Source organism: Paenibacillus sp. MAH-35, from assembly GCF_058135425.1.
In genome coordinates, this window is sequence record NZ_JBYUPU010000020.1 from 1 (window position 1) to 13,018 (window position 13,018).

General features: G+C 57.7%; 13 protein-coding genes and 1 riboswitch. Of the genes, 12 read left to right on the forward strand and 1 reads right to left on the reverse strand.

All coding sequences use genetic code 11. The features are described 5' to 3' along the window. Window positions 1-245: 245 nt before the first annotated feature. From AC3Y2E_RS20300 to AC3Y2E_RS20310, 3 genes are all read left to right on the forward strand, one after another. Window positions 246-1,592 carry an ABC transporter substrate-binding protein gene (locus AC3Y2E_RS20300; RefSeq protein ID WP_379213546.1) on the forward strand — a complete coding sequence of 449 codons (1,347 nt, stop codon included), beginning with the start codon at window positions 246-248 and terminating at the stop codon, window positions 1,590-1,592. Window positions 1,593-1,693: 101 nt separating this feature from the next. Then, window positions 1,694-2,746, forward strand: a complete 1,053-nt coding sequence (locus AC3Y2E_RS20305; RefSeq protein WP_379213548.1) for an alpha/beta hydrolase family protein — start codon at window positions 1,694-1,696, stop codon at window positions 2,744-2,746. A 195-nt stretch (window positions 2,747-2,941) separates the two neighbouring features. Further along, window positions 2,942-3,541, forward strand: coding sequence for a DUF2087 domain-containing protein (locus AC3Y2E_RS20310; RefSeq protein WP_190927606.1), 600 nt, complete (start codon window positions 2,942-2,944; stop codon window positions 3,539-3,541). Between the two features lie 104 nt (window positions 3,542-3,645). Here the strand turns inward: AC3Y2E_RS20310 and AC3Y2E_RS20315 are convergent, their stop codons facing one another. Beyond that, on the reverse strand, window positions 3,646-3,915 hold the full coding sequence (locus AC3Y2E_RS20315) for a YciI family protein (RefSeq protein ID WP_332073351.1): 270 nt from the start codon (window positions 3,913-3,915) through the stop codon (window positions 3,646-3,648). A gap of 237 nt (window positions 3,916-4,152) precedes the next feature. Here AC3Y2E_RS20315 and AC3Y2E_RS20320 point away from each other — a divergent pair, with 237 nt between their 5' ends. The 9 genes from AC3Y2E_RS20320 to AC3Y2E_RS20360 all read left to right on the forward strand — a co-directional run bounded on the left by AC3Y2E_RS20320 (window position 4,153) and on the right by AC3Y2E_RS20360 (window position 13,011). Beyond that, window positions 4,153-4,659, forward strand: coding sequence for a hypothetical protein (locus AC3Y2E_RS20320; protein WP_379213551.1), 507 nt, complete (start codon window positions 4,153-4,155; stop codon window positions 4,657-4,659). Between the two features lie 220 nt (window positions 4,660-4,879). Beyond that, window positions 4,880-6,025 (forward strand): winged helix DNA-binding domain-containing protein, encoded by a 1,146-nt coding sequence (locus tag AC3Y2E_RS20325; RefSeq protein WP_379213553.1) that lies wholly within the window; start codon window positions 4,880-4,882, stop codon window positions 6,023-6,025. Between the two features lie 7 nt (window positions 6,026-6,032). Then, entirely contained in the window at window positions 6,033-6,353 is a 321-nt protein-coding gene (locus AC3Y2E_RS20330) for a thioredoxin family protein (RefSeq protein WP_332073348.1), read from the forward strand. A 336-nt stretch (window positions 6,354-6,689) separates the two neighbouring features. After that, complete coding sequence (locus tag AC3Y2E_RS20335; RefSeq protein WP_379213555.1) at window positions 6,690-7,715, forward strand: NADH:flavin oxidoreductase/NADH oxidase; 1,026 nt, start codon at window positions 6,690-6,692, stop codon at window positions 7,713-7,715. Window positions 7,716-7,799: 84 nt separating this feature from the next. Further along, complete coding sequence (locus AC3Y2E_RS20340; protein WP_379213557.1) at window positions 7,800-8,057, forward strand: hypothetical protein; 258 nt, start codon at window positions 7,800-7,802, stop codon at window positions 8,055-8,057. 265 nt (window positions 8,058-8,322) lie between these two features. Further along, a complete protein-coding gene (locus AC3Y2E_RS20345; protein ID WP_379213560.1) occupies window positions 8,323-9,384 on the forward strand; it encodes a phosphotransferase enzyme family protein in 1,062 nt (353 codons plus the stop codon). Window positions 9,385-9,618: 234 nt separating this feature from the next. After that, a riboswitch (cyclic di-AMP (ydaO/yuaA leader) is annotated at window positions 9,619-9,751 on the forward strand. A 2-nt stretch (window positions 9,752-9,753) separates the two neighbouring features. Next, complete coding sequence (locus AC3Y2E_RS20350; RefSeq protein ID WP_190927592.1) at window positions 9,754-10,227, forward strand: C40 family peptidase; 474 nt, start codon at window positions 9,754-9,756, stop codon at window positions 10,225-10,227. A 202-nt stretch (window positions 10,228-10,429) separates the two neighbouring features. Then, entirely contained in the window at window positions 10,430-11,890 is a 1,461-nt protein-coding gene (locus tag AC3Y2E_RS20355; protein ID WP_379213687.1) for a circularly permuted type 2 ATP-grasp protein, read from the forward strand. Next, on the forward strand, window positions 11,884-13,011 hold the full coding sequence (locus tag AC3Y2E_RS20360) for an alpha-E domain-containing protein (protein ID WP_379213563.1): 1,128 nt from the start codon (window positions 11,884-11,886) through the stop codon (window positions 13,009-13,011). The genes AC3Y2E_RS20355 and AC3Y2E_RS20360 overlap by 7 nt, the downstream gene beginning before the upstream one ends. Window positions 13,012-13,018: the final 7 nt, after the last annotated feature.

The window sequence follows — 13,018 nt, forward strand, 5'->3', positions numbered from 1 at the left end:
GTATATTGACATTATCTAACTTCTAAAATATAGTTTTTGTTGTAAGTTAAATATCAGTTGCGTATTAGAAAAGAGGTTTGTTTTATCCTCCTAAGCTCAGTCAGTCAGAAGGAGTTTCCGATCCATAAACGGAAAGGAGTGTTGTAAGCGGTTCACATTAGACCGATTCGCATATCGCCTTCAAGGTAAAGGTGCTTGAGTTGCAGGCTGCCTATTCAAACAAGAGAAAAGGAAGGTCGATCCTATTGGTTACTAACACAAGGCTGCTGGCCGGCATGGCCGGTTTGCTGCTTATTGGAACGTTGGCCGCTTGCAGCGGGGGTGAGACGGCTCCGAAGGTTGCCGATCCCGGCGTGAAGGAAGCCCCTAAGCAGGCGGAGAAGCCGCCTGAGCCGATCGAACTGAAAATACACGCTCTCGGCGTATCCGAGCAAGAGTTCAACACCCGCTTCAAGGACGTGCTGCAGAAAAAATTCCCCCATATCCGGGTAGTCTGGCTGCCGACGGCCGGAGCGGCCAACACGATTCAGGAGTATGTCGCCCGCGGCGAAATTCCCGATATCATCCGCAATATCTCCAGCACGGTGCACACCAACTATTTGAACATGGGGCTCGGCTACGACCTGCGCGAGCTGGTAACGAAGTACAAGTACGATCTGAACCGGTTTAATCCGATTTTTATTAACGGCTTTAAAGATTTGACGTCGCAAAACGGAGAACTATACGGCCTTCCGGTGTCGCCGTTTTTCTCAAGGGTGCTCTACTACAATAAAGACCTGTTCGACAAATTCGGTCAGCCTTACTTGAAGGACGGCATGACTTGGGATGAGGTATACGAAGTCGCCCGCAAAATGACCCGGGTCGAGGATGGAGTCACTTACCGCGGCTTTTCTGCCTTTGTCGCTACGTTTATGACCTACAACGAATACTCGCTTTCCACGCTCGATCCGGCCAAAGACCAGTTATCCAGCTTCGACACGTGGAAAAAGATTTTTGACAACTACACGCGGTTTTACCAAATTCCGAACAATCCGATCGCTCCGACGCTGACGGAAGAGCAGAATGCGTTCCAGAAAGGGACGGTCGCGATCCATGCCGATATTTACTCGCCGTACCTGGATCTGAGCATGATCAAAAACTGGGATATGGTTTCCATTCCGGTTATCGAGGGGGCGCCCAAAAAAATCGGCATCTTCCCGCCGGGGTATCTGCTCATCACGAAGCAGAGCAAGTACAAGGACGAAGCGTTCCAGGTCATCATGGAGATGCTGAGCGACGAGGTGCAGATGAAGGATGCGCGGAACGGCTTTTTGCCGACGGTCGCAAGCAAGGACATGATGAATGCGCTCGGCCAGGACAGCGCCGTGCATAAGAGCAAAAATATGAAGGCCGTCGGGTATTATGAATTCGCCCCGCTTCGCCCGGCGCGCGCCAAAGGGATGACGCTGATCGATACGAACATCGCGGACACGCATTTGCGCAGCGCGTTCGTGGAAGCCGCTCAGGGCAAGTCTGATGTGAATACGGTGCTCCGTAAGACCGACGAGCTGCTCAAGCAGGAAGTGGAGAAGGAGAAAAGCAAGACGAAGTAGCGGCACGAAGCGAATGACCGCAGCCGGCTCCGCCGAGGTCGCCGGTATAACCTCGGCAGAGCACGGCAGCGGCAAATCATACCCAAACAGGAGAGACACCGATGGCTTACAACTTATACGAATTGAATCGGGGAGGCGTCCCGAAGCTGCTGGACGGATTGGAGGAGACGCAAGACTGGGAGCGCAAGCGGAGCGGAATTCGGCAGCAGTGGCTGGACTTCATCGGCGGCGTCCCGGACCGCGTCCCGGTTTCCTGCAAGACGCTTGGCGAAACGAAGGAGAGCAGCCATACGAGGATTCATCTCCTGTACGATACGGCTCTGGGCGATACGGTTACCGCCTACCTGCTGATCCCGGACGATTCCGTGGGCGGAGCGGGCTCGGACGGACGGCGTCCCGCCGTCCTGGCGCTTCATCCGACGCATGAGAGCGGGAAGGCGAACGTTGCTACGGTTGACGGCCGGGAGAACAGGCGATACGGGCTGGAGCTCGTCTCCCGGGGCTACATCGTGCTCGCCCCCGATGCTTTGACGGCCGGGGAGCGGATCTACGAAGGACTGTCCTCCTTTCACAGCAAACCGTTTTATGAGCGGTACCCGGAATGGTCCACCGTCGGCAAAAATGTGCTTGACCATATGCAGGGTGTCGACCTGCTATGTTCGCTAAGCGGTGTGGATGCGGACCGGATCGGAGTGATCGGGCATTCGTTCGGCGGCTACAACGCGTATTTCCTCGCCGGATTGGACGAACGGGTCCATGCGGTCGTCAGCAGTTGCGGCTTCAGCCCCTTCTACGGCGACCATCGTCCGACGCATTGGGGCGTCCGCGACTGGTATACGCATCTGCCGAAAGTAACCGAGGCGCTGAGCCGGTTCGAGGTGCCTTTCGAATTTCACGAGATTGCGGCTCTCGCAGCTCCGGTGCCTTCGTTTCATTACTTCGGCCAAAGCGACCGGATATTCCCGCACTGGAAGGCGATCGGCGAATGTATGGAGGACCTTTACAAGCTGTATCAGTTTCTCGGGGCGGACGACCGGTTTCAGGCCGTTATGACTGTGAAAGACCATGATTTTCCGCCGGACATCCGCCGTATGGCGTACGCCTTTCTGGACCGCTGGCTGATGGGGGCCGGGAACGGGCAAGGGGCGAACTGAAAGTAAGCTGCGCTGCCTTGCGCTTCGCGTGTATAGGATAGACTGTACCTCTCTTTAGAGGGCGGTCTTTTTTTTTGTTAGCGCCAGAAGAGCGAAAGAGCTTGAAAATGCAAAGTGATTAGATTAATATACAATTAGATATATAGCGAATTAGATTTATGTCGAATTGTTTCTGATGGAGGGCGGAGGGGTCCCGTGCAATTAGAGAAAATCGTCAATTACCATAAAGCGTTGGCCGATCCGACGCGTATCCGGCTGCTTGTCCTGCTGGCGGATGGCGAGCGGAACGGTCAGGAGCTTGCCATGAAGCTGTGCATTTCGCCGGCGACCGTCACGCATCATGCGGCGAAGCTGCGCGAGGTTGGCTTGATCAACGAACGGCGGGACAAAAATACGATTTTTTTCTCGCTGAACCGGTATTTTATACAAGCGCACAGTACGGCCGTCCTCGAACTGATCGATAAGTCCGCGGGAGAGGAGGAGAATGCAGTGGATGAGGCTCAGATGCGTCTGCAGCAGTCGGTGCTGAAAAACTTTTTTACGGCCGACGGCAGACTGAAACATATTCCCGCCCAATTGAAGAAAAAGCTGATCGTGCTCGAGCATCTCGTATCCGGGCTGGAGCCGGGGAACACCTACACGGAGAAAGAAATCAACGAGTACATCGGCCGGTTCCACGAAGATTATGCGACGATTCGCCGGGAGTTCATCATGCACCAATACATGTTCCGGGATAACCAGATCTATGAACGCAACCCGAAGGAACTGTGGGCCAGATGGGAAACGTTGTCGTAACGGAGGGTGCGGAGGATGTCCCGGCTATTCCGGGTATCTACTAAAAAAAACGCCTGAGACAGGAAATTCTCCTTCTCGGGCGTTTTCTATAAGGAGGTTCCGTCTTAGGAGAGCGGGAACGAAAGCGCATTCCATTCGCGCAGCTCCAGCGTACGGGCGCCTTCCGCTACGACCGGATCGGCCTCGGCCAGAGCCCGCGCTTCTTCAGGGGAATCGGCGCGGTAGATGACCATGCCGCCTTTTTTATCCGTGAACGGACCGGCCATCACTACTTTGTTTTCCTTGTATAGTCTGTCGAGGTAGTCAAGATGGGCGGGACGGACTTTAGCGTTTAATTCTTGATCGATAATCGTCAGCAGAGCGACGTAGTGCATAACGGATCGGACTCCTTTCGAAATGGGCCGGGCAGGTCGTCCCGGTCTAAGCTTCTCTTGCATTGTACCTTTTCAGTCGTCCGGTGAAAAGGGATGCGGCGCATATTTTCGCGGACAGGCCGTAAGGGCGCTGCAACTGATGCAGGGCGTCCGCTTGCGGTTGTGCATCGGGGAATCGGACGTTACTATTAGAGTATAGAAGGACGAAGCGAAGAATCGCACGGGAGGTGACCCGTAATGACGAACAGACATAATGTCGAGAAACGAATGCTGGAGCGGGCTGCCGTCCGGGAATTTATCCGCCTGTACAACGGGCGCCACCACGTCAAGCTGCGGCTGCTGTACCAGCACGACCGGCCGGACGCGATTCTGCAGGATTCCCGCGGAACGAAGATCGGTCTGGAGATTACGCACCTGTTCTACGACGCCGCCGAAGCGAAGGCGCTGCTGGGCCGCCCGGACAACGGCGCTAGCGGACCGGCCAGTCCGCTGTCGCTCGCTCATCTGATCGCGCAGCTCAACGCGCTCATCAAGCGGAAGGAGTCGAAGAAGCAGTCGTACGATCCGTCCTATCCGATCTCGCTGCTGATCCGCAACGCCTCGCCGACTTTCCGGCTGAGCGAGATTTGGGCGGCGCGTGAGCATATTCGCAAACCGAACGATCAGTTTATGGACACGTGGTTTTTGACGCGTGACGGCACGCCGGACTGGAAACTGATCAATTTGGACGATTTGAGCCACTGAGCAGACGGAACGGACGATACGAAACGACGCATCCGGAGCCGCCGAGCGTCTTGTCCGCTTCCCATACGGCGGCCGTGATGGCCCCGGCATCCGTACGGGCGGAGGCCCAGTTTGTCGAGCTGCGGATAAGCGTGGTATACTTGCACCGAAAGTGAAATGAAGCCTCCGGCGTATGGCTTGACGCAAGCCGGCAGGTACACGGAAAGATGGGGTAATCGATATGTCCGCAAAAGGATTGACTGGGGAGCAAGTCGCCGCGTGGCGGTTCGAACGGCAGGGGCTTCTTCGCCGGAAAGGCAAGGAAGACTGGCTGGACGCGGTCCGCAAAATCGGCGGTGTGCACGCCCAGGTCATGTCGGCGGCGGAGCTTGCGATAGGGGCGCGTGCCGACGACATACAACCCGAGCATATACAGCGCGCTTTATGGGAAGAGAAAACGCTCGCGAAAACATGGGCGATGCGGGGAACACTTCATCTGCTGCCGTCTGACGCCATGCCGGGAACGTTGAGCGGATTACGGGAAAGCATGTCCGCATTTTACCGCAGACCGTCCTGGCTGGCGCACCATGGGGTGACACAGGAGCAGATGGATGCGATAAGCGACGGTCTGCGCAGCCGGCTGGGAAGCGAGCCGCTAACGCGGGAACAGCTCGCGGAGGAAATTGTCGCGCATACCGGTCATGAGTCGCTCCGGGAGCTGCTGCTATCGGGCTGGGGAGCGCTGCTCAAGCCTGCGGCGCACGAAGGGCTGCTCTGCTTCGGGCCTAGCCAAGGGCAAAATGTGACGTTCGTGCGTCCGGAGAGCTGGCTGCCGAAGTGGCGAGAGCCTGCCGAGTCCACGGAGGCGCTGCTGCGCGAGGCCGGACGGCACTATTTGTCTGTATTCGGCCCTGCCCTATACGAAGATTTCGGCCGCTGGTGGGGAATCGACCCTTCCAAAGCGAAAAAAGTGTTCCGCAGCCTGGAGGGCGATATCGTCTCCGTTCCGGTCGACGGCCGGGAAGCATGGGCGCTTCGCTCAACCGTGGAGGATATCCGGGCCGCTTCGATTCCGGACAATACCGTGCGGCTGCTGCCGCATTTCGACCCGTATACCGTTTCCTTGTCGCACCGGTCGGACTACGTGCTGGCGGAGCAGCACAAGCCGCTCGTCTATCGCAATCAGGGCTGGATCTATCCGGTTGTGCTCGTGAACGGACGGATGGCCGGCAACTGGGAGCTGGAGAAAAACCGGAACCAGATCGAGCTGAAGGTGGAATGGTTCGATTCGTCTTCGAAGATGAAACCTGCTATCCGGGCGGGGCTGGAGGACGAAGCGGCGAGACTGGCCGCATTTTACGATACCGATATTATTATGAGGGGTTGAGTCTGAGATGGATAACATTCAAAGCGTCGAGCAGTTTCGGGAGCTGACGGGCCGGGACGAGCTGACTGTAGTGAAATATTATACGACCTGGTGTCCGGATTGCAAAAATTTGGACCGTTTTCTGGATGACATCATCGCCGAGCATTCGGATAAAACGTGGGTCAGCATGGATGCCGAGAAGTTTCAGCCGATCGCCGAGGAGAACGAGGTTCGCGGCATACCGAGCCTGCTCGTCTACCGCGGCGGCCAGAAGATCGCCCACCTGCACAGCAAATTCGCCAAAACTCCGGATCAGGTGCGGGAATATTTGAACTCGCTGCCGGAGTAAATGCAAGATACGGCCCGCTTCATTCCTCCGAGGAATGAGGAACGGGCCGTTTTTTGTAGCGGATGCCTGTTAGTAGTAAAATAAAGGGATTGGTTCCGGTGAGATAACGCGCACCGGCTAATACGATTAAAGTGCGAGTTCAAAAAGTCCGGTTTTCAGCACCGAGAAGATGGGATGAAGCTAGTAAATGAGGAGCGGAGCGGAGTGGGACCTACGTGAGCACCGAAAGTTCCGGCTGAATTCCATATTCGATGTCGAGCAGGCTTCCAGATCGGCTTCGTGATCAAAAGTGGACTTTTTGAACAACCTCTTAAAAGATGTTTTGGAGGGATCTCTATGAACCGTTTGCATACCCCGTTTACGTATAAAGGCTTGAAGCTCCGCAACCGCATCGTGATGCCTCCGATGTGCCAATATTCGGTTGATACGAAGGACGGGAAGCCGGGAGATTGGCATTACGTCCATTATGCGTCGAGGGCGGTCGGCGGCGCCGGACTGGTTATCGTGGAGATGACGGACGTTGAGCCGGACGGCCGGATTACTGATTATGATCTCGGTTTATGGTCGGACGACCACATCGCTCCTTTCGCCCGCATCGTGTCAGCGGTTCAGGCGCATGGAGCGAAGATCGGCATCCAGGTCGCCCACGCCGGCCGCAAAGCCGAGGACGCCGAGGTGCCGGTCGCTCCGTCCGCGATCCCGGTGGCGCCGGGCTCCAAAACCCCGCGTCCGCTAACGACGGAGGAGACGAGAGCGATGGCCCACAAGTTCCGCGATGCGGCGCGCAGAGCGGTGACGGCGGGCGTGGATACGATCGAACTGCACGGCGCTCACGGGTATTTGATCCATCAGTTCCACTCGCCGGCGCTTAACCGCAGAGAGGACGAATACGGGCAAGATTTGTCGCTGTTCGGCGTCCAGGTTATCCGAGCCGTCAAAGAAGTGATGCCTCCGGATATGCCGCTGCTGCTCCGTATCTCGGCTGTCGAATATATCGACGGCGGATACGATCTTGAGCATTCGCTCGCGATCGCGCGCAAGTACAAGGAGGCGGGAGTCGACATCTTCCATGTGTCGAGCGGAGGCGAAGGTCCGGCAGGCAAGCGCAAGCCCGGCAACTATCCTGGTTACCAGGTTCCGTTCGCCCGGGCCTACAAGGAGGCGCTGGACGTGCCCGTCATCGCGGTCGGCATGCTCGATCAGCCGGCGCTGGCCGATTCGGTTGTCGCCAGCGGCGATGCCGATCTGGTCGGGGTGGGGCGCGGGATGTTGTCCGATCCGTACTGGGCTGTTCACGCGATCCGCGCTGCGGCTGGCAAGGAAGCGGCACCGGTGCCGAAAGCTTACGTGCGTGGGTTTTAAAGCGGGCTTACGGAGCACGGCGGCCGGATCGGATGCGGTGGTTGTATGGAAAAGCGACATGTTTTTAGGTTGGAGGATCATACGATGAAACAAGATAACGTAGCGGAAACGGATTACGAGGCGATACGCGAGGCTTTGCGCCGGTTGCTTCAGGAGGCGGGCCGCGAAGGCAGCGAGCTGCTGCAATTCGTGGATGAGGCGGAGCGGCGGGAGGCGGTGGACCGGGAACGAACGGCGCAGCTGATCGCCGAGAACGAACGGCTGAAGCAGGAGGTTCGCAAGCTCCGGGTAGCGCAGGCCGGCACGATGTCCAGCAGGTTGCGGGACGCTTTGCGGGAGTAGGGGCGGGGTAAGGACGGCGGGGCCGCCTTACAGAATCGTTATAACGAAACGTTCCATGGAACAAGGCCGATCGATCGGTTATGATAAAGCTAACCTTCAGAAAGGAGTGATGCAAATTGACTACAAAGGTGATTTCGGCTTAGCCGAAACAGACGGGCCACGGCGGCGACGCCGTGGCCGCTGATATTTTTGAGGGCTGCGAGCGCACTCCGCCGGAAGCGGGCATAGCCGGCTGCGGCGGTTCAGTTCATAGATCGGGAGGCATATGGTGACGACGACAAATTATAGATTGTACGAGAATCTTTTTCTGCATGAAGCCGCGAAACGTTACGGGTTCGACACGGACCGCATCCGGCACGTCGGTGGGTTTGAAAACCTGGTATACGAGACGGAGAGGGACGGCCGCGAGCTTATTATACGGATTACGCCAAGCACGAAGCGGACGCCGGACTACGTGGCGGCCGAACTGGACTGGATGCTCCGGCTGGCCGACTACGGCGTTCAGGTGGCGAGGCCGGTCGAATCGCTGAACGGACGTTTGATGGAGGCGGCCGAGACGGAAGCCGAGCCGCTGCTGATGGGCGTATTCGAGAAAGCTCCGGGCGGGCATGTCGGAGCGGATCACCCGTTGTGGGGGCCGCGGCTGTTCGAACAGTGGGGACAGCTGACCGGGCGGATGCACCGGCACAGCGAAACCTATGCCCCTCCGGAAGGCATCCCCCGCCGGCTGGGATCGGCGCTCGATGAAGTGTATCCGGAGCCTTCCGATGAGGAGGCGCCGTCTGCGGACCGGGACCGGGAAGGAAGCGATGAGGCAGGGCCGGAAGCCGTCAAGCAGGCGCTGGCGCGTGTATATACCCGGATCGTCGCAGACGTCGAACGGCTGCCGAAGGACGGGGGCCGGTACGGAATGTGCCATCGCGATTTGCATCATGGCAACTTTTTCGCGGACGAAGCGGGCCGGATGACCGCCTTTGATTTTGACGACTGCGGGGACGATTATTATTTGCAGGATATCGCCATGCCGGTATATTATGCGTCGGTGTTTGCGAGCTGGGAGAAGCCCGAGACCGATCCGGGCCGGGTATCGGACTTTGCGGGCCGGTTTCTGGACGATTTCCTCCGGGGTTATGAACGGGAGCGGCGTATCGGGTCCGGCTGGCTGAAGCAGCTGCCGATGTTCGTCGAGAAGCGGCGCCTCGACCTGTGCCTCATTTTGTTCGACATATGGGGATCGGAGAAGGCGACAGCGGGACAGCGCGAATGGATCTCGGCCAATTCGAAGGCGATCTTGCGGGATATTCCTTGTATGTCGCTTCACCTATAATTCGGGTATGGCCTAGTATGGACAAGCAGACAAGCCGTTTCGGGAAACCGGAGCGGCTTTTTCTGTTGCAGTTGCCGCTAACCCGTATCGATCCATACCGCCACGCCACCGGTTGAACCTGTGCATGCAGCCGGAATGGAGCGTTGAAGAGTTTGCAGGTTTGTCATTTTTTCGTACGCGAAATTAGCAGGATTTGGTCGAATGGAGTCGAATGTAAGCAAAGCGCCACGTTTTAAACAATAATTGCCGAATTCCTTTACGGGAAGCGGGGGAACCATACCGGGTGAATTGGTCTCGCTTCAAAGTGACCATAGGGAACCTTCAACCGAACCCTGAGCTAACCTCGCAGGCACTGGAAGGAGCAGGGTTTTGAAGAAGATTGGTTCTGTTATGCTGCTCAGCTCCATGCTGTTCGTAGCGGCGGCGGGTACGGCTTATGCCGAAGATACGCAGCTGGATCGAGCGGTGGAGGAAGTCGTAGGGACCCCTTACAAATGGGGCGGCACTACGATTAAAGGGTTCGATTGTTCGGGATTCATGCAGTACATCTTCGACGAGTACGGCATCGAGCTGTCGCGTACTTCGAGGGACCAGGCCAAAATGGGAGTGGAAGTCGCCAAGGCAGACCTCCGGATCGGCGACCTGGTGTTCTTCAATACGGACGGCAAAGGAATCTCTCATGCCGGCATTTATTTGGGGGACGGCGAATTCGCCCATTCGGCCAGCAAGGTTGGCGTCAGCATCAGCAAGCTGAGCGACAGCTACTACAAGAATCGTTATGTCACGGCGCGCAGAGTCGTGGACGAGGACACGTTCCTGAAGATGAGCGATGTGAAGCAGTGAATCCGTAAGCGCAGGAAAATCGAACCGGCCCGAGCGTTCTCGCCTGAGAACCTCGGGCTTTTTCTATGCTCACCCCTTTGCCCGATCCGATTCGGAAAGGGGGGGGCGGCTTCATGCGGCGGGAGGGCCGCTTTGTTTGAACGCCGGCGGAAACGGTTAATGGAAGGGTGTAACCGATCTGATTTCGAGAGGAGCCGAGATGATGTTCATGCCTTATGAAACCGGAACCTATTATGATGAAATGCTCGAACCCGGCGGTACTCCGAAAATTCATTACGAAGCGGTATACCGGGCGCTGCACCGGCTGTCGGCAGACGAGCTGCGCCGGAAGCATGAGACGGCCCAACTTCGTTTTTTACGTCAAGGCGTGACGTTTACCGTATATAGCGACAACTCCGGAACGGAGCGTACGATGCCATTCGACCCGATCCCGATCATTGTGCCGGCCAGTCCGTGGAGCCGGATCGAGCGGGGGATGATTCAGCGCGTAACTGCGTTGAATCTGTTTTTGGATGACGTGTACGGCGATCAGCACATCGTGCGCGACGGAATCGTCCCGTCCCGGCTCGTGACCGGCAATCCTTCGTATTACTCCGGTCCGGCCGTGTCTGCGGGGTCGCCGAAGGGCAGCCGGATCTTTCTGGCTGGCATCGATCTGATCCGCGACGAGCGCGGCGAATACCGCGTACTGGAAGATAATTTGCGCAATCCGTCCGGGATTTCGTACGTGTACCAGAACCGCTCTGTGATGAGGCAGGCGTTCCCGGAGCTGTTCCGCCGGCAGAGCGTGCTGTCGCTGGACCGCCAGCTCGGCATCCTGCATGAAACGATGTTAAGCCATGCCCCGCTCCGCCATTACGGCGCGAGCGGTCCGAGAGCGGTGCTGCTGACGCCCGGGCCTTACAACTCGGCCTACTACGACCATGTGTTTCTGGCTCAGCAGATGGGGATCGAGCTGGTGGAAGGCCGCGATCTCGTCGTCCTGGACCATGTCGTCTACGAGAAGACGATCCGCGGCTTGCAGCGGGTCGATATCGTCTACAGGCGAATCGACGACGACTTCCTGGACCCGCTGGCGTTCCGGCCGGATTCGATGCTGGGCGTTCCGGGCTTGCTGGAGGCGTTCCGCCGCGGGAATGTGGCGATTCTGAACGGGATCGGCAACGGGGTGGCGGATCATAAAGGCGTCTACGCCTACGTTCCGGATATGATCCGGTATTACTTGAACGAGGAACCGCTTATCCCGAACGTTCCGACTTATCTGCTGGACGATCCCGAGCAGCGGGATTACGTATTCCGGCATATCGACCGGCTGGTCGTGAAAACCGTGGGCGCTTCCGGAGGCTACGATATGCTGATTGGCCCGCATGCGTCGGAGGAGGAAATCGAACGGTTCCGCATCAAAATCAGGGCAAACCCCGGACAGTACATCGCCCAGCCGACCGTGAAGCTGTCGAGGGCGCCGTCGTACCATAACGACAGGGTGTACCCGTGCCATATCGATCTTCGCGTCTTCGTGATGCATGGCGAGAGCGCGCATGTGCTGCCCGGAGGGTTGTCCCGGGTCGCGCTCAAGGAAGGCTCGCTTGTCGTCAACTCGTCGCAGGGCGGCGGCGGCAAAGACACCTGGGTGCTCAGCGAAAGGGGAAATCGCGTATGCTGAGCCGGGTGGCTGAGACGTTGTATTGGATGGCGCGCAATATCGAGCGGGCGGAGAACAATGCGCGGATTATAGCCGCGAGGCTGAGCCGGATGCCCGAATCTTGGGAAGAAGGGGAGGGGACGGCTGGAGCGGCTTCTACCGGAGCGGATCGAGCGGACGGAACGGAGAGCGGCGCAAGATGGGCTCCGTTCCGTTCGTTTTCGGGAGCGGGAGCGGATGGACTTGCTCAGGACGTCCCGCAGGAGGCGGAGCTGAATCTGGCCGGAGATTGGGAGGAGCTGCTGGAAATCAACGCCTCGTTCGCCGACTATCTGGACAACCATTCAGAGCTCGTACCGGGTGAGATTTTGCACTATTTGACGTTTTCGGAGAGCAATCCGAACTCGATCGCAAGTTGCATCTCCTATGCGCGCAACAATGCCCGGTCGGCGAGGGATGCGATCCCGCATGAGCTGTGGGAGACGCTGAACGACATGTACTGGAATGTCCGCAGGTCGTCGGAGGAGGGCGGGGAGCTGCGCGACTATTACCCGTTTTTGCAGGCGGTTAAGGTAGGATCGTTCACGACGCAAGGCGTCATCGAGTCGTTAATGCCGCGCGGTGCGCCTTATCTGTTCGTGCAAACCGGCAAATGGCTGGAACGCGCCGAGAAGACGGCCCGCATCCTGAATGTCGTCTGCGCCAAGGCGATGAAGCCAGAGGAGCAGCTTCCTGCGCGTCAATATGTGTACTGGCTGACGGCTCTGGAGCTGGTGGGCGGCAGCGACGCCTTTTTGCGGCAATATCCTCCGTATATGCATCCGAAGGATGTGCTGGCGTTTCTGATGGCCGAGCGGGCTTATCCGCGCTCCATCCGGTATTGCGTCGATCATTTTGTGCAGGCGATGTACCGGCTGGAGGACGAAGGCGTGACCTTGTATACCGGTCCCCTTGTCGCCGCAGTCGAGCAATTGTCCGAGCAGTTCGGCGAAAGCCGCATTCATGAATGGCCGCTGCACGATTTGGAGCGTTATCTGGACCGGTTCCAGAACCTGTGCAACGAGATTGGGGCGCTGGTTACGGGGACGCTGCGTCCGGACGACGGTTTCCGTTATGAAGTTATGATGTGTGTACAGGAGTGAGACGTTC